The sequence below is a fragment of the Enterococcus sp. AZ171 genome, from assembly GCF_051714005.1.
GTDB lineage: Bacteria > Bacillota > Bacilli > Lactobacillales > Enterococcaceae > Enterococcus_B > Enterococcus_B pernyi.
On sequence record NZ_JBIORA010000001.1, the window covers coordinates 139,470 to 156,562 of the forward strand.

The 17,093-nt window shown below is 38.9% G+C and carries 15 protein-coding genes; 12 read left to right on the forward strand and 3 right to left on the reverse strand.

The annotated features are described in order from the left end of the window. On the forward strand, window positions 1–897 hold the full coding sequence (locus IGJ49_RS00695; RefSeq protein ID WP_077151263.1) for a metallophosphoesterase: 897 nt from the start codon (window positions 1–3) through the stop codon (window positions 895–897). Between the two features lie 619 nt (window positions 898–1,516). Here IGJ49_RS00695 and IGJ49_RS00700 read toward each other — a convergent pair. Next, window positions 1,517–2,251, reverse strand: a complete 735-nt coding sequence (locus tag IGJ49_RS00700; protein WP_019723412.1) for an MIP/aquaporin family protein — start codon at window positions 2,249–2,251, stop codon at window positions 1,517–1,519. Between the two features lie 435 nt (window positions 2,252–2,686). On the opposite strand from IGJ49_RS00700, the gene IGJ49_RS00705 reads away from it, so the two are divergent. Genes IGJ49_RS00705 through IGJ49_RS00720 form a run of 4 tightly spaced genes read left to right on the forward strand, consistent with a single transcriptional unit; the run spans window position 2,687 to window position 5,861 of the window. Then, window positions 2,687–4,216: a helix-turn-helix domain-containing protein gene (locus IGJ49_RS00705; protein ID WP_438722178.1), complete on the forward strand. Its 1,530-nt coding sequence runs from the start codon at window positions 2,687–2,689 to the stop codon at window positions 4,214–4,216. Continuing rightward, window positions 4,206–4,427 carry a DUF2829 domain-containing protein gene (locus IGJ49_RS00710; RefSeq protein WP_077151261.1) on the forward strand — a complete coding sequence of 74 codons (222 nt, stop codon included), beginning with the start codon at window positions 4,206–4,208 and terminating at the stop codon, window positions 4,425–4,427. The genes IGJ49_RS00705 and IGJ49_RS00710 overlap by 11 nt, the downstream gene beginning before the upstream one ends. Further along, window positions 4,424–5,185 (forward strand): 3-oxoacyl-ACP reductase, encoded by a 762-nt coding sequence (locus tag IGJ49_RS00715; RefSeq protein ID WP_169058189.1) that lies wholly within the window; start codon window positions 4,424–4,426, stop codon window positions 5,183–5,185. Before IGJ49_RS00710 ends, IGJ49_RS00715 begins: the two co-directional genes overlap by 4 nt. Window positions 5,186–5,213: 28 nt before the next feature. Then, a complete protein-coding gene (locus IGJ49_RS00720; RefSeq protein WP_077151259.1) occupies window positions 5,214–5,861 on the forward strand; it encodes a DUF998 domain-containing protein in 648 nt (215 codons plus the stop codon). A gap of 118 nt (window positions 5,862–5,979) precedes the next feature. Here the strand turns inward: IGJ49_RS00720 and IGJ49_RS00725 are convergent, their stop codons facing one another. Then, window positions 5,980–6,522: a biotin transporter BioY gene (locus IGJ49_RS00725; protein WP_062805875.1), complete on the reverse strand. Its 543-nt coding sequence runs from the start codon at window positions 6,520–6,522 to the stop codon at window positions 5,980–5,982. Between the two features lie 998 nt (window positions 6,523–7,520). Beyond that, window positions 7,521–8,132 (reverse strand): 30S ribosomal protein S4, encoded by a 612-nt coding sequence (rpsD, locus tag IGJ49_RS00730; RefSeq protein ID WP_010734406.1) that lies wholly within the window; start codon window positions 8,130–8,132, stop codon window positions 7,521–7,523. A 323-nt stretch (window positions 8,133–8,455) separates the two neighbouring features. Between rpsD and IGJ49_RS00735 the strand changes: the two genes are divergently transcribed. The 7 genes from IGJ49_RS00735 (at window position 8,456) to mutL (ending at window position 17,073) form a co-directional block, all read left to right on the forward strand. After that, window positions 8,456–9,253, forward strand: coding sequence for a formate/nitrite transporter family protein (locus IGJ49_RS00735; protein WP_010734405.1), 798 nt, complete (start codon window positions 8,456–8,458; stop codon window positions 9,251–9,253). A gap of 33 nt (window positions 9,254–9,286) precedes the next feature. After that, window positions 9,287–9,919: a DNA alkylation repair protein gene (locus tag IGJ49_RS00740; protein WP_349520736.1), complete on the forward strand. Its 633-nt coding sequence runs from the start codon at window positions 9,287–9,289 to the stop codon at window positions 9,917–9,919. A 14-nt stretch (window positions 9,920–9,933) separates the two neighbouring features. Continuing rightward, window positions 9,934–10,707: an HAD family hydrolase gene (locus IGJ49_RS00745; RefSeq protein WP_438722179.1), complete on the forward strand. Its 774-nt coding sequence runs from the start codon at window positions 9,934–9,936 to the stop codon at window positions 10,705–10,707. A gap of 450 nt (window positions 10,708–11,157) precedes the next feature. Then, window positions 11,158–11,955: a TIGR00282 family metallophosphoesterase gene (locus tag IGJ49_RS00750; protein ID WP_023518925.1), complete on the forward strand. Its 798-nt coding sequence runs from the start codon at window positions 11,158–11,160 to the stop codon at window positions 11,953–11,955. Between the two features lie 15 nt (window positions 11,956–11,970). Continuing rightward, complete coding sequence (locus IGJ49_RS00755) at window positions 11,971–12,345, forward strand: YlbF family regulator (RefSeq protein ID WP_023518926.1); 375 nt, start codon at window positions 11,971–11,973, stop codon at window positions 12,343–12,345. A gap of 13 nt (window positions 12,346–12,358) precedes the next feature. Continuing rightward, window positions 12,359–14,947 (forward strand): DNA mismatch repair protein MutS, encoded by a 2,589-nt coding sequence (gene mutS, locus IGJ49_RS00760; RefSeq protein ID WP_375148587.1) that lies wholly within the window; start codon window positions 12,359–12,361, stop codon window positions 14,945–14,947. A 17-nt stretch (window positions 14,948–14,964) separates the two neighbouring features. Beyond that, window positions 14,965–17,073 carry a DNA mismatch repair endonuclease MutL gene (gene mutL, locus IGJ49_RS00765; RefSeq protein WP_023518928.1) on the forward strand — a complete coding sequence of 703 codons (2,109 nt, stop codon included), beginning with the start codon at window positions 14,965–14,967 and terminating at the stop codon, window positions 17,071–17,073. Window positions 17,074–17,093: the final 20 nt, after the last annotated feature.

Sequence of the window (17,093 nt, forward strand, 5' to 3'; positions counted from 1 at the left end):
ATGGGAAATTTAGCGATCATCAGTGACTTACATGTGGATATCAATCAATTTGGCGAAGCTGAATTAATGCTCTTATGGGAAGTCTTACAACAAAAAAAGATTACTCGGCTTCATTTGGCTGGGGATACCGCCAATAAAGTCGATCGTTGTGTCGCAGTCGCTGAATTTTTTGCAGAGCGACTACCAACGACTTTCCATTTTGGCAATCATGAGTTAGCCGATGTTACTGGCGAAGCAATGATCAGTCATTTTCCAGACGTCCATTTTTTGAATGAGCGCTATATTCCATTAAATGAGAAAACCGTGTTATTAGGCATCAACGGTTGGTATGATTACCAATTCTCAGAAGAAAAAGACGTGAAGAAAATCGTTCGGATGAAGCGTTTGTACTGGTATGACCGCTTGATTGAGCGAGATGGAACGGATCTAGAAGTGAATGATCGAGTAGTAGAAGCAACACGATCATTATTGAATACGCTACACAAAAAGAAAATGAATGTGATCTTATCAACACATTTTGTCCCAAAACAAGAATTCATTGTTTACCAAAACGCGCCTTATGAACGTTGGAACCAACTCAATGCGTTCTTAGGTTCAGCTTCATTTGGAAAACTACTCGATCAATACGATAATCTTCAACAAGTTGTCTTTGGGCATACGCATCGACGGTTTGAGGATAAAGTACTCCAAGGAACGACGTATAGTTGTCGGCCGTTTGGCTATTATTACGAATGGCAATTGACACGAGATTTTATCGATAAATATCAATTGATTGATCGTTACAATCCAATGAAATTACGCGTATTATTACGAACGCATCGTCCAGAATTTAAAGAATACCAGTTACAACATTTAAAAAAAGAGTTTGAACAAGCAGTAACAGTGATTGCTTACTGAAAATTTGAAGACCACCAAGTATCGATTTAGATGACACTTGGTGGTTTTTCATATATTTTTTGGTTTTACTTCATCGATCGTGTAATCTAGCGTTACATCAGATAATAAGCTGCCAACTTCTTTTTTCAATTCACTTGTCTAAATGGATTCTTAATCGTTTTTTTGTCTTACTTGTGTCCATAATGATTAAATTCTCTCTTTGATGTACAAACTACGACCCTATCCTACCCTTATTTAGGGGGATATACGATAAGAATATTCTTTGTTACTCTATAGTAGAAACTGCTCCGAAGCGAATGGTTATACACTTCGGTTTTTTGTATTGATTTATCTAACCGAGATTTTATTCTTATTTTTGATAAAGGTAAAACTTATCATGCCAATCACGAAGAGTACCAAGCCAAAAAGTAAAGTATGAGTGATGCCGATTGGCTAAGGTGCCACCTGTCCTTGATTAAAAACAAGTATTGAAGATATCCGATAAACAAAGAAACTGGCATCAAGATGATTTAAAGGATGTTAAGCCAATCAGAGGATGATTTTAGCTTTGAAATCAATAAAAAACGGAAATCTAAGGAATTGCTTCCAAAGATTTCCGTTTTTATAGTACTCATTAATTTTATGCCATAAATAATGCTTTGTAGACAAATACTGCTACAACACCGGCACAAATTGGTGCAACAACTGGAACCCAAGCGTAATCCCATTGTGAAGAACCTTTATGTTTCAATGGTAACAACGCATGAACCAAACGAGGTGCAAAGTCACGTGCTGGGTTCAATCCAGGGCCTGTAGGACCACCTAGTGAAGCGACCAATGTCCAAACTAAGAAACCAAGAGCTAAGTGAGCTGTTCCTAAGTTATCTTGGAAGAAAGGTGCTTTTGTGATACCTAACGCGCCAAAGAATAAAACGAATGAACCGAAGAATTCGTTGACGAAACCATTGAATTTAGAACCAACACTGTTGATAGTTGAGAAAGTTCCTAAGACATGGTTTACATCTTCAGTTTGATCATAGTAAGGTTTATAACAAGCGACCACGATCAATTGTCCAAGAGCTGCTCCAAGTAATTGTGCAACGATATAAGGCACGACTTCTGCCCAAGGGAATAAACCATTAGAGGCTAAAGCGATCGTAAATGCCGGATTGATATGATTTCCGCTAATGCCACCAAAAATCATTGCTGGCATCATCACACCAAAACCATAACCAACAGCAATCAGCATCCAGTCACTGCCATATCCTTTTGTTCCTTTTAAATCTACGTTTGCGACAGCACCATTACCTAAAACGATCAATAATGCTGTACCAAGTAGTTCCGCCGCTAGACGGGTCATAAGTGAATAATCCATAATACCCTCCATTGATTTATTGAAATATAAAAAAGAAACAACAACACAGCGGGTGAAGTGTTCCGTAAGAGGTGTACTTCTGTTGTCGTGATAAGTGCAAAATAAAAAACGACTTCTTTATAGAAAGAAATCCGAGCAACAGTCGACACATTGATAAAACCCTATGACACAAAACACCAACCCTAACTATAAATATATCAAAAATAAATAGTGAATTTTATCAAATATTGTTGCTATCAACAAACATTTTTTGAAAATTTCAGAAAAAATGAAACTGAAATGGAACGAATAATCGCACTATGCACGATGAGTGAATCGTCTACAAAAAGAAGGGGATTACTGTAATTGAATGCCTCCTTAGCTTGTCTGTTTTGGTGTTTCAATAAGGATTATATGCTACAATGAGGAAAATAGTCGCGATAAGGGGTGAAGTCGTTGTATTTGTCTTCTGAGTACTTAAAACGTTTTGACAAAGACTTATATTACAAGGTGCTCTTACTCGAAAGCTTTGAGGATCAGGTAGGGCACACAGCGGCACAACTTGCACAAAAGGTTCAACTAGACGCACGAAGTGTAACCAGATATTTAGCTGAATTGATCAAAAATTATCAATTATTCAGTGGAAAAGAGCAATCTTTATTTACGAAGAATCATCGATCGGGTTATCATTTCTATGATTCTCTGGATCCTATTGAACGTGAACGCTTTTTGATTTACCTCGTGCAAAGTACGCTTAAATACCAGCTATTGCACGACATTTTTTTTGAAGAATTTCATACGCTCTATCAATTCTCACAAAAGCATTATATTAGTGAGTCAACTGCTCATCGGAAAATCAATGATTGGAAAGAACAATTTTCGAGGTATGGTATCCAACTCAAAAGAGGAAGCTATATTGCGTGTGGGGAAGAAGAAATCATTCGATTATACCTACATATGACTTTTTGGCAGTTATTTCGTGGTAAAGTTTGGCCCTTCGAAACTATTCCACAACAGGACGTCAAACAAATTGCTGACCAGATTTTACAGTTTTTTGATGTTCGGTTGAATGAGATCAAGAAACGGCGATTAGAGTATATGTTAGGTGCATTTTTCTTACGTAAATCACAAAAACATTTCGTGGTTTTAAATAATAAAAAACGACAGTTGATTGAAAAAAATCCACTCTTTGAAGCATTCAGTCAGTGGATGGCGCCTTTTTTTCCAAACTATTTCCAAGGGAAAGAAGAATTAGGTGCACTATTTCTAGTGCTGATGACCAGAGAAGAATACTATCAATCGTCAGGAATCCGTAAGCAGATTTTTGCTCTTCACCGAAAACAACAAACCGCTCCTTTTATAGCTCTATTAGAAATGAAGAATGCGTTAGCAGCATACTGCGAAGAAAAGCAGTTGACCGAGGAATCATTCACCAAAGAAGCAGAGAACTATTTGCTAAGTAGTCATCTGTTCGCGTACTTGTTTCCTCATGCGAAGGAAATGGTTGATGGGGAAGGTAGCAATTTTTCTAGACACTTCGTTAGTGAAAATGAGTCATTGAAACAATGGTTGCTGAATTTTTTCAATCGTGCAACACAACGTGCAGACGAGTGGGTCTATGAGAATGCGACTTTCTTGATGCGAAGGTATCTAACCGTGTTAAAAACGATGCGTGTTTTTGATCGACAATTACCAAAAGTCACTATTTTACTGATGACGGACTTTCCTCTTTTTGAAGAAGAATTACTAAAAGAAAACCTAAAGCACTTTTTCAGAGAGGAGTATCAGTTGTACTTTTTACCAGCGGATTATCGAGGAAGAGAGGTCGATCTATTACTATCCACAAGCAAGATCCATCGCAAACCTTGGGCGGATCTAGACTATTTCATCGTCACAGATGAACTTGAACTCTCGGATTATATCCGTTTATTTGATAAAATCAAAGAAATCCAAATAAAGAAAGAGAGAAAAAATCATGACATTTGAAGAAGTATTGCCACAGTTAAAAACAGGTGCAAAGATTATTAGAAAAGGTTGGAGTGGATTTGAATTATATGTTGTTCTAGTATCCGATGATGAATTTGATGGTTGTCCAGTAACGCCTTATTTTCTGATCAAAACGAGCGACGAAGGATTTTCTAGCTTTGCGCCAACCGTTTGCGATATTCTAGCAGAAGATTGGATGATCGTTGAATGACGAATCATTATCCGGACTTAGCGAGTCAAGTCGTCTTTGTGACAGGTGCCGCTCAAGGAATCGGTGCTGCACAAGCAGAAGCTTTTTTAAATCAAGGAGCGAAAGTATTTGGTGTGGATTTGAAATTAGGTAAGATGGAAGAACTAGCCATAAAATATCCTACGCATTTTATCTCATTTATCGGTGATATTTCACAAAAAGAAGTGATTGAACAAGCGGTCACTACGTGTCATGAAAAAGTCGGCGATATTTCAATCTTATTGAATACCGCAGGGATTCTTGATGGCTACAAGCCTTTATTAGACACAGACGAAACACTTTGGGATCGGATCTATGAGGTCAACGTAAGAAGTCTCTTTCGATTAACAAAACAAGTGTTGCCTGATATGCTCGAAAAGCAAACGGGAACGATCATCAATATGGCCTCCATTGCAGGTATGGTGGCTGGCGGTGGTGGGATCGCGTATACGAGTGCCAAACATGCCATTATTGGGTTCACAAAGCAGTTAGCCCTTGATTATGCTGCGCAAGGGATCCGTGTAAAAGCCATCGCACCAGGCGCCATCCAAACACCGATGAATGCAGCTGATTTTGCAGGTGACGGAGAGATGGCCAAATGGGTCGCAGAAGAAACGCCTGTTAAGCGTTGGGCACAGCCGGAAGAAGTGGCAGAATTGACGTTATTTCTTGCGACGCCTCAAGCGAGTTATATCCATGGAGCAATCGTTCCAATCGATGGTGGATGGTTGCTTAAATAGCTGAAAGAAGAATAAGTGGGGGAAACGTATGAAAGTGATCGATTGGTTGATGCCTCTTGGAATGGTTAGTGTAGTTGCTTATTTTGTACATGTGTTTCTTGGGCAATACCTTTGGGAATCATATGATCCAATCACGACAGACATCAGTTCTTTAACCGCCGTTGGTGCGCCAAATGCGAATTTATTGAATATGATCCTGCTTATCTATGGTATAGGCTTTTTACTGTTTGTCATTGGAATGGTCGTGAACGCCTTTGAAAAGTATCATGGGATGACTCGGATCGGTTATCTGATTTTTCTTGTGATGGCAAGCACTACACTGGTAGGCTATAAACTATTTCCATTGACAGGCGATAAGGCGGATATGAATTTCCAAAATACGATGCATATTGTTGTGACGATCATTGTCGTATTTACTACTATATCGTCTTTATTCCTTATTGGATTTGGTTATCTTAAACAAGAAAAACTACGTACGTTAGGAAAAATATGTATTGCTACCGCCATATTGATCACTTTTTTTGGCGCATTGAATCCAATTGGAATGGCACAAGGATGGAATATTTTAGGGTTGACGGAGCGAATGGTGATCTTCCCACTGCAAGCCTTTGTTTTCTTTCTGTCCTTCATCTATACGACGAATAATAAGCTGATAGTGAAAAATGAAATGGTATAACTGGATGATTATAGAAGTGTCTGGCTATGAGAATAAGCGATATCCGCCAAAAAATAGTTGCTCTATTTAGCGGATATCGCTTATTTTTAAAGTTTTTCTTTTTTATCCTATTAATTTTTTAAACTAATTTTTGAATGTTGAATCGTAATCTTTTTCTTAAAGTAGTGCCAACATAAGCTGCTCCCGTACTTTTGAGCAACTCTGGTAACAAGAAGGGGAAGAACCCACTCAATAGAGCAGTTTGAATAGACAAATGACTACTAAACGATAACCAAAGAGTTCCTATAGATAAAGCAAGAAGAGAGCCAAATAGATTGGCACACCAAGCATGGAAAAAGCGAGAATTAGTCTTCTCAATCCACCAACCAATTACGAAAGACTGAAGAATAAAACCAAAAAGGTAGCCACCAGATGGTCCGAATAAGATGCCCATTCCCCCAGTCATGCCAGAAAAGACGGGAAGTCCGATCAAGCCTAATAAGAGGTACATACAAACTGCGAGAGTACCAGCACGTTTCCCAAGAAACGTGGCGGTCAAGCCAATCGCAAAAGTCTGACCAGTAAGTGGAATCAATCCTAATGGAATAACAAATTGTGAGAGAACTGCAATGATTGCAGCAAATTCGGCAACGAGTATAAGTTCTTTTAATGATTTTGTCATCCGTTCTCCTTTCGTTAACCTTATTTATTTTTGTAGTTAACGAAATTATAGAGGAAGAGAAAATAAATGTAAAGTCTCTTTATGATATATTTTGAAAAAGCACATAAGAAGTAAGAGTACAAAAATATTTCCAAATGTGAGAAAAAGTATGAATAGCAAGTGTTTTGATACGTGATATAATTTTTATATAACATAATTAACTATATTTTGGCACATAGAAAAATGAGGATGATCATTCATGATCTTTCTACAGATAGGTGCTCAACCTAGTCAATGAACTGGTTTGTTGGTTGAAACGGCCAGTGAACATTCATCGATTTGCCATGGGTAACAAAAAGCTGTCTGACGAATGAATGTGCCAATAATCAGCAACTGTGAAAGTGATAAGTTAACATGTCTATCCACCATTGATAAAGGAAGAAATTAAGCAGTTGCTTGCTTAAAGGAGACATTTCATTGGAAAAACAATGATGCGAGACAGTTTATGAAATTTGAAGCATCACACTGTAGAGGACATGTTCTTTTCCTCGTCTAAATCAAGTGGGAAGTGGCAGTTAAAAGCTGTATCTTCAGAGAACAATTGAGAACATCAAAAACTTCGCTGTTTTATCACCCAAGTAGCGAATACAAATTGATTTCTCTTGCTATTGTTCGAGTCATGGATGCACCTGAACCTGCTAAAGCCAACATAAAAAGATAGCACTCGACTCAACGAAATACGTACGTTGTTTTGAGGTCTATCTTTTTATGTGTGTCCGAGCGAAGAAAAGACACGGGGACATTATTTCTTATTACTTGGAGCTAATCGGATTTTTTGCAACCTTGATAAACGGTGTTCAAAAAGCAACACTTCGGACATAAGCCAGAAAAATCAAAAATGAAACAGCCATTTTCGATTTTTCTGGCTTATGCCTTAGTGTTGAGCGCTTCTTTCGCAACCTACAAAAAAACCAGCTATCCAAAAGATAGCCGGTTTTTTTGTACCAAAGTTTTTTGAATTATAGGCTTTGGTTGTAGTATTCAACGACAAGTGCTTCGTCGATTTCTGGGTACAATTCGTCACGTTCTGGTAAACGAGTCAATGAACCTTCTAATTTTTCAGCGTCAAAGCTTACGAATGCTGGACGTCCAACAGTTGCTTCAACTGCTTCTTTTACAGTTGAGATGTTTTGTGATTTTTCACGAACTGAAATCACTTGACCAACTGCAACGTGGTATGAAGGGATATCAACACGTTTGCCATCAACCATGATATGACCATGGTTAACTAATTGACGTGCTTGACGACGAGTAGTTGCAAGACCTAAACGATAAACAACATTGTCTAAACGTTGTTCTAGTAAGATCATGAAGTTAACCCCGTGTTTACCTTCTTTGATTTTGCTTGCTTTAACGAACAAGTTACGGAATTGACGTTCGTTCATACCGTACATATGACGTAATTTTTGTTTTTCAGTTAATTGCATACCGTATTCTGATTGTTTGCCACGGCTGTTTGGTCCATGTTGACCAGGAGCGTAAGGGCGACGTGCTAATTCTTTTCCTGTGCCAGATAGTGAAATACCTAGGCGACGAGAAATTTTCCATGATGGTCCTGTATAACGAGACATTAAAATTTCCTCCAATAGATAACTATATTTTTTGGAGTAAAATAATCCGTTAAAAAATTCATAATCGTATAGTTTGTTCTTCAATCTTCACCTTTGCAGCCGCGGTTACACAATTGAACCCGAAGCGGGGCAACAAACTAGGGACGAGTTATTATTTTTCTGCTGCATTATTTTACACAAATTACAGTATAAGCGATATGACCTATCAATGTCAAGAGAATAAGTAGCAAAAAAGCTTTACAAACCCCAGTTCTGTCTATAGAATAAGAGGGTATATGCCAAAAGCATGAAAATAATTGAACAAATCTTAAAGGAGAAAAGAGATGAACCCAGTATCACCGTTGTTTGAAAAGATTGAGGCATCAATCGAAAAGAAAGTTGATTTGATCGGAAATAGTTACGCCCGGTATGCCGTGCGTGCTTTATTAGCCAGTTTGTTCTTGACACTTGGAACTGCTGTTGCTTTTTCGATTGCGATCAAAGGTGAGCATATTGCTCATGGATTTGGAAAGATACTTTATGCGTTTATGTTTAGTTGGTCGTTAGTCATGATTTTATACATGAATGCTGAACTTGGTACCTCAAATATGCTTTATATGTCGGTCGGGGTCCAACGTAAGCGGTTAAAATTAGGTCTAGCTGCAAAAATTCTGTTTACTTGTATTTTATTTAACTTGATTGGTGGGGTATTATTTGGCTTTTTAATTTCCTTGACAACACCATTCCAAGATCTGCCCATGGATAATTATATGTTAGAGTCGATTGCAGTCAAATTGACGAAACCGACAACAACTATTTTGGTGGAGGCAATGTTTGCCAACATTGTAGTAAATACAGCGGTATTGATTAGTATGCGAATGAAAGATGATGCAGGGAAAGTCTTAGCGATTGTTTTCATTATTTTCATTTTTGCTTTTTTAGGCTATGAACACGTTATTGCCAACTTCCCGGCATTTACATTAGCTTATTTTGTTTCAGGTGGGCAGATGGATGCGATGACTGTTGGTAATGTGATCCACAATCTATCCTTTGCGTTGATTGGGAATTACGTTGGTGGTGGTTTAGTCATTGGTTTAGGTTATGCATGGTTGAATCAATCAAAATCATCCTATGTTGACTAGTTCGTTCCTTTAAAAATCGAAGGAGGCCATCCCTTGGAGACAATTGTTTTCCCGAATATTAAAGAAAAAGCTCAGCAGATGGAAGCTTACATGAAGCATCATTTCCGATTTGCAGGAGTTCCTAAGCCAGAAAGAGCGTTACTACAAAAGGCTCTTTTAAAAGAAAGCCAGAAGATACCTATTTCAGACTTACTTTTATTAGTAAAAGATTATTATATGCAGGAAGAACGTGAGTATCAGTATTTAGCGATCGATTTAGTCCAAAAGAACGTCAAACGTCTTTCTTTTGATAACTTAGTATGGTTACTTGAGCTTGTCTCACAGAAGGAATGGTGGGACAGTATCGATTCTTGGCAAAAAGCCTACAGCACGTGGGGAAAACTTCACCAAGAAGTTGAGGCGGTTTTCAAATTATTTGAAGGTCAAGAAGACTTTTGGTTAAGACGAATTGCGATCACCTTGCAACTAGGGTTTAAAGAACAGACAGATGTCGCTCTACTCGAACGAGCGATTGATGCAGATCGTTCAACAAAGGAATTTTTTATTCAAAAGGCTATTGGTTGGGCGTTGCGGGACTATAGCAAAACAAATCCACTTTGGGTAAAAGAACAATTGACAAAAGAATTAAGCAAGCTTGCAACGAGAGAAGCAAGTAAGTATTTATAGAGAGGCGAGATAGAATGACACGCAAATTAATTGCTTTTGATATCGACGGCACGTTGTTAGATTCCAACAAACAGGCGTTGGATAGTACAAGGGAATCCTTGGAAAAACTACGTAAAGATGGACATTTAGTGACGATTGCTACAGGGCGTAGTCGCTTTCACGCACAAGAAGTTATCCGTGATCTAGCATTTAGCAATTATATTCTATGTAACGGTGCAGCCGGATTTTTGGATCATGAACAAGTCTATAAAAATTTGCTGGATCAAGAACAATTACACAAATTTATTCAAGAAGCACAAGAAAAGGCTATTGATACCGCATTTGTTAGTTTAGATTCAATCAAACGCTTTTCATCTAATCGTATCGATATGATGGAAGATGCGATGCATTCATTTGGTGCACACTTACCAGAATTGGACGAATACTTTGTTGAAAAACAGGATGTGTATCAAGCGTTAGCTTTCTTTGATCACTCTTATGACCAACAATTCAGCGCTTACGATCGTATCCGTTTTGTTCGCTGGCACGAAAATAGTGTCGATGTGGTGCCACACGATGGTTCCAAAGCGGTAACGATCATGAACCTAGCCAATCGAGTAGGGATTGCGCCAGAAGACGTCATCAGTTTTGGTGACGGACAAAATGATCGCGAAATGCTTCGTATGTCTGGCATTGGGGTGGCAATGGGGAATGCCGTACCAGAAGTCCAAGCGGAAGCAAAAATGGTGACAGATACGAATGATCAAGATGGTATTTGGAAGGCATTGAAAGAGTTAGCTTTGATTTAGGTCATAAACATCATACAACAATAATTTTAGTTAAAAAGAGGGCATGCAACAGGATTTTTCTGATGGAATGCCCTCTCTTCTTATGGTTTTTGTATGATACATAAACGATAGGCCATCATATTATCATATAGGTACTATCCGACTTCTTTAAAATAGGAGGTGATATCATGGGAGCCATCATCGTACACGTCGTTTTGGTTTTGAAATTGCTGTTTTGGTTCATGTTCTTCATAGGTTTAGCCCTGTCTATTGTTTACTTAGTAAAAAGAATTAAAAAATAAATTTTGATCAATTTACATAGTTAGAGAATAAAGTTATAAAAAGCTGATGCTAGTTAGTTCAAAATACCCTTTCTTGATATTCTAGAAAAGAGCTTCTTTTACAACCTCTTTCCTTTCTTTACTAAAACACTTATAATATAAGATACGTTAGAAGAGAAGAGGAAATCGTGTGCGGGTATTGTTTATTGGTGATGTAGTAGGTGCGATGGGTAGAGAAATGATCACAGAATATCTCCCTCGCTTGAAGAAAAAATATCGTCCACAAATGACGATCGTGAATGGTGAGAATGCGGCTTCAGGTCGTGGGATCACAGAGAAAATCTATAAAAAGTTTCTGCAAGATGGCGTAGATGTCGTGACGATGGGGAATCATACGTGGGACAATCGTGATATTTTTGAATTTATCGATGATGCGAAAAAAATGGTTCGTCCAGCAAATTTTCCAGAAGGAACGCCTGGGCAAGGAATCGTTTTTGTCAAAGTCAATCAATTGGAACTGGCGGTCATCAATATGCAAGCTCGTTCATTTATGGTTGATTTAGATGATCCATTTCGTAAAATGACCGAGTTAGTCGAAGAAGCTCGGAAAAGAACACCGATCATTTTTGTTGATTTTCATGGAGAAACGACGAGTGAAAAACAAGCAATGGGCTGGTTTTTAGATGGAAAAGTATCTGCTGTAGTCGGTACACACACGCACGTTCAAACGAACGATGCGCGAATCTTGCCACAAGGAACGGCGTATTTGACGGATGTCGGTATGACGGGTCCATATGATGGAATTTTAGGGATGCGCCGTGAACCAGTGATTGAAAAATTTTTAACGGCTTTACCAAAGCGTTTTGAAGTGGTGGAACAAGGTCGAGGGCTTTTAAGTGGTTGTATCTTGGACATCGACGACCAGACGGGACAGGCAAAAGATATCCAATTGATCCAAATCAACGATGACCGCCCTTACAGAGAATAGAAAGCGAGAGGGAATGTGCAGGACAAAACGACGATCCAATTAGAAGTCGACCAATTGGCGACTCTTTTAAAGAAGAATGAAACGATCACACGTTATCAGGAATTGGAACATAAAGTGAAACATAGTCGTTACTTGAATCAACAAACAGAAGCATTGAAGCAAGCGCAAAAAGATGCCGCACAATATGCGCATTATGGACAAAAAGAAGCAGAAAAAGAAGCGATCAAACGGATCGAAGTCTTGACGCAATCTATCGACGAATATCCTTTAGTGATCGCTTACCGCCGTCAATTGATGGAAGCAAATGAGTTATTGCAACACTTGACTCAAATGATCCAAAATGAAATCAATGAGTATGTAGAGGAGGAGCATAATGCCTCAAAAAACTAAGAACACTCCAATGATGGAACAATATCTAAGCATCAAGGCACAATACCAAGATGCTTTTTTGTTCTATCGTCTCGGAGATTTTTATGAATTATTTTATGAAGATGCTGTCAAAGCAGCACAAATCTTAGAACTGACATTAACTAGTCGAAATCGTAATGCGGATGATCCAATTCCGATGTGTGGGGTACCGCATCATTCTGCACAAGGATATATCGACAGTTTGATCGAAAAAGGATACAAAGTAGCGATTTGTGAACAAGTCGAAGATCCAAAGACGACCAAAGGCATGGTCAAACGAGAAGTCGTGCAATTAGTGACTCCTGGAACAGTGATGGATAGTAAAGGATTATCAGCCAAAGACAACAACTTTCTGACGGCAGTAGTTAATCAAGGTTCCGCTTTTGGGTTTGCTTATGCTGATTTGAGTACAGGTGAATTAAAAACAGCCCGCTTACTTGATGAAGAAGCTGTCTTGAACGAAACTTCCGCGTTACAAACAAAAGAATTGATTCTAGGAACAGAGATCAGTGAAACGTTATATGAACAACTAAGCACAAGACTTGGCTTAGTCTTCTCAAAACAAGAAAGTGTAGAAGAAAATGCAGAATTCAATTTTCTAACGAGTGAGTTGACGGATGAATTAGAAAAGGAAGCGACTGGAAAGTTACTTACTTATTTAGCAGTCACCCAAAAAAGAAGTTTGGCACATATCCAAAAAGCGGTCGAATACCAACCAGATCATTTCTTGAAGATGGATTATTATTCTAAATTCAATTTAGAATTAAGCCAGTCGATCCGTACTGGAAAAAAACATGGCACGCTTCTGTGGTTATTAGATGAAACCAAAACAGCAATGGGGGGACGTTTGCTAAAACAATGGCTTGATCGTCCGCTGATCCAATCCCATCAAATCAATGCTCGGCAAGAAATGGTGGCATCGCTGATCAATAGTTATTTTGAACGTCTTGATTTACAGAGTGCGTTGACGAAAGTCTATGATTTAGAACGTTTAGCTGGACGTGTCGCATTTGGTAACGTCAATGGTCGAGATTTGATCCAGTTAAAAACATCATTGCAGCAAGTACCGATGATTCGCGGGTTGATTGAAGGCATCGATCAAGGACAATGGTCAGAATTATTAACAGATATGCAGCCAATGGATTCATTAGTGGAACTGATCGAACAAGCGATCCAAGAGGATGCACCTTTACAAATCACTGAAGGAAACGTCATCAAAGATGGCTTCAATGAACAGCTAGACACCTATCGTTCTGCGATGAGAAATGGCAAACAGTGGTTAGCAGAATTAGAAGCGCGCGAACGCCAAAGTACAGGGATCAAAAATTTAAAAGTTGGGTTTAATCGAGTGTTTGGTTACTATATTGAAATCACGAAAGCGAATTTGATGAATGCTGAACTGGAAAAATATGAACGTAAACAAACCTTAGCCAATGCAGAACGATTTATCACACCTGAATTAAAAGAATTAGAAACACAGATTCTAGAAGCGGAAGAAAAATCAGTAGATCTAGAATACCAACTCTTTTTAGCTGTTAGAGAAGAAGTGAAAAAAGCAATCCAGCCATTGCAAACCTTAGCAAAATCATTGAGTACTGTAGACGTCTTACAAAGTTTTGCAACGATCAGTGAACGTTATCAATATGTTCGTCCAGAATTAACGAACAAAAAAACATTGGTGATCGAAGAAGGTCGTCATCCGGTGGTAGAAAAAGTATTAGGACATCAAGAATACATTCCAAATAGTGTGATCATGTCGGAAGAAGAAATGATCTTGTTGATCACTGGGCCAAATATGTCTGGTAAAAGTACGTATATGCGACAGTTGGCATTGACGGTATTGATGGCACAGATGGGCTGTTTTGTTCCGGCGCAAAAAGCAGTGCTGCCGATTTTTGATCGAATCTTTACTCGAATCGGTGCAAGTGATGATTTGATTGCAGGACAAAGTACCTTTATGGTAGAAATGATGGAAGCCAACCAAGCGTTGCGCCATGCGACACCGAACAGTTTGATTTTATTTGATGAACTCGGTCGAGGAACAGCCACTTACGATGGTATGGCATTAGCACAAGCTATCATTGAGTATATCCATCAACATGTTGAAGCCAAGACATTGTTTTCTACGCACTATCATGAGTTGACAGTGCTTGATACGGAATTGCCGCAATTGAAAAATGTCCATGTTGGTGCAGTCGAAAAAGATGGCGATGTGGTATTTTTACACAAGATGATGGACGGTCCAGCAGATAAAAGCTACGGGATCCATGTAGCTAAGATTGCGGGTCTACCAGATGAATTATTGTCACGTGCCTCTGCAATCTTAGCCTTTTTAGAATCAGGAGAAACGACACACCATGTCTCGGCACTTGAAGCATCTGTCACGAAAAAAAGCGACTACCCTAAGTCACAAACCAACCAACCAAGCCAGCAGGTCAATGAAGAGAGTCAACAACTATCTTTATTTGGTGAAGCAACGGAAGCTGAAACGCAAATCATTGCTGCATTGAAACAGTTGAACCTACTAGAAATGACGCCAATGGATGCGTTGAATAAATTGTACGAACTGCAAAAACAATTATAGGAAGAAGGTGCTGATCGATGGCGAAGATCCAAGAATTATCCGAACGCTTGGCCAATCAAATCGCCGCAGGAGAAGTCGTTGAACGACCTGCTTCTGTGGTGAAAGAACTTGTTGAAAATGCCATTGATGCCCATAGCTCTCAAATCGATATTCTCGTAGAAGAAGCCGGTTTACGAAAAATCCAAATCATCGATAACGGTGAAGGAATCTTAGCAGAAGACGTTGAAAATGCGTTCAAACGTCACGCGACGAGTAAAATCCATAACCGTGATGACTTGTTCCGCATTCGGACATTAGGGTTCCGAGGGGAAGCTCTTCCTAGTATTGCTTCTGTCTCTGAATTGACGATCGAGACAGCCAATCAAGATGAAACACAAGGGACCTATCTTGAATTAAAAGGTGGGGAAGTGTTGACACATCGCCCTGCTCCATTGAGACAAGGTACGAAAATCACAGTGAGCAATTTGTTTTTTAACACGCCTGCACGGTTAAAATACGTCAAGACATTACAAACGGAATTGGCAAATATAGGCGATATCGTCAATCGACTAGCATTGAGCCATCCCGACATCGCTTTTCGCTTAGTCCATGATGGCAACAAGATGTTAGCAACAGCTGGTAACGGAGATTTGAAACAAACGATTGCCGGAATCTATGGTTTGGCGACAGCGAAAAAAATGTTGAAGGTTGAAGCAAAAGATCTAGATTTTGAAGTTTCTGGTTACATTTCTTTACCAGAAGTCACTCGTGCGAGTCGTAATTATCTTTCAACGATCATCAATGGTCGTTTTATCAAGAACTTTTCCTTGAACAAAGCAATCGTGGCAGGTTATGGTTCTAAACTGATGGTTGGTCGTTTTCCAATCGCTGTTTTAGAAGTCAAAATGGACCCGTTGCTTGTCGATGTGAATGTTCATCCAACGAAGCAAGAAGTTCGTCTATCGAAGGAAAAAGAATTGACTGAATTGATTGCACAAGCGATTCAACAAGCACTAAGTCAAGAAAATCTGATTCCTAGTGCAGCAGACAATTTACGTTTCAAGAAAAAAATCGCCGATCAACCTAAAACGGAACAAATCGAAATCGATCTTTCTTATGCGTTTGAGGAACCACCAAAGAAACCCCAAAGTTTAAATTTCGATCGCCAGACAGGTACATTTTACGTTGAAGAAAATCCACAAAAATCAACCTATCCTGTTGATAAGTCTGTGGAAAATGTTGAAAACTCTTCTGTTTTTTCTGAAGATACACTGAATTATCCAGAAAAAGAGGAAAAAACGGTGGATAACTCTGGTGAAAGTGTTGATAACTTTGTAGAAAAACTAGTGGATAACTTTCAACAAAATCATTTATCCACTGTTGATAACTACTCAGTACAAGAAGAACGAACAGCATCAGTAGAAGAGAAAAGCATAGAGGAAGAACCAAGATTTGAGCAAGAAGAAACCAAGTTGCATCCCGAGTTTGACATGAGTCAAGATAGCCGAATGTTGGAGAAAGCAATCAGTAAAGTCGAGCAGGAAGTACCAACACAACGCTTCCCACATCTTGAATATTTTGGCCAAATGCATGGAACCTATTTATTTGCTCAAAGCAATGAAGGCTTATACATCATTGACCAACATGCTGCGCAAGAGCGGATCAAATATGAATATTTCCGTGAAAAAATCGGCGATGTTTCAGATGATTTGCAAGAATTACTCGTGCCTTTTGTTTTAGACTATCCTAATAGTGATGCAATCAAGCTAAAAGAGAAGAAAGAACTATTGGAAGAGGCAGGCATTTATCTGGAAGAATTTGGTCAGAATAGTTTTATCGTGCGAGCGCATCCGACATGGTATCCAAGTGGGGAAGAAGAATCGATCATTCAAGGGATGATCGACATGTTATTGACAACGGGTGAAGTAAGTGTGAAGAAATTCAGAGAAGCCACAGCAATCATGATGAGCTGTAAACGCTCGATCAAAGCGAATCACTACTTGAACGAAGCACAAGCGAGGGTCTTATTAAAAGACTTAGCAAAATGTGAGAATCCATTCAACTGCCCTCATGGTCGTCCGGTATTGATCCACTTTACGAATTCCGACATGGAACGAATGTTTAAACGAATCCAAGATCCGCATTGATCCGCGAGATTCGGAAAGGA

Bases quoted from the DNA above. Each gene is read 5' to 3' on its own strand.
- IGJ49_RS00695 (WP_077151263.1), top strand. From the start codon at position 1: ATGGGAAATTTAGCGATCATCAGTGACTTACATGTGGATATCAATCAA.
- IGJ49_RS00700 (WP_019723412.1), bottom strand. From the start codon at position 2,251: ATGGATTATTCACTTATGACCCGTCTAGCGGCGGAACTACTTGGTACA.
- IGJ49_RS00710 (WP_077151261.1), top strand. From the start codon at position 4,206: ATGACATTTGAAGAAGTATTGCCACAGTTAAAAACAGGTGCAAAGATT.
- IGJ49_RS00715 (WP_169058189.1), top strand. From the start codon at position 4,424: ATGACGAATCATTATCCGGACTTAGCGAGTCAAGTCGTCTTTGTGACA.
- IGJ49_RS00720 (WP_077151259.1), top strand. From the start codon at position 5,214: ATGAAAGTGATCGATTGGTTGATGCCTCTTGGAATGGTTAGTGTAGTT.
- IGJ49_RS00725 (WP_062805875.1), bottom strand. From the start codon at position 6,522: ATGACAAAATCATTAAAAGAACTTATACTCGTTGCCGAATTTGCTGCA.
- rpsD (WP_010734406.1), bottom strand. From the start codon at position 8,132: ATGTCTCGTTATACAGGACCATCATGGAAAATTTCTCGTCGCCTAGGT.
- IGJ49_RS00735 (WP_010734405.1), top strand. From the start codon at position 8,456: ATGAACCCAGTATCACCGTTGTTTGAAAAGATTGAGGCATCAATCGAA.
- IGJ49_RS00745 (WP_438722179.1), top strand. From the start codon at position 9,934: ATGACACGCAAATTAATTGCTTTTGATATCGACGGCACGTTGTTAGAT.
- mutS (WP_375148587.1), top strand. From the start codon at position 12,359: ATGGAACAATATCTAAGCATCAAGGCACAATACCAAGATGCTTTTTTG.
- mutL (WP_023518928.1), top strand. From the start codon at position 14,965: ATGGCGAAGATCCAAGAATTATCCGAACGCTTGGCCAATCAAATCGCC.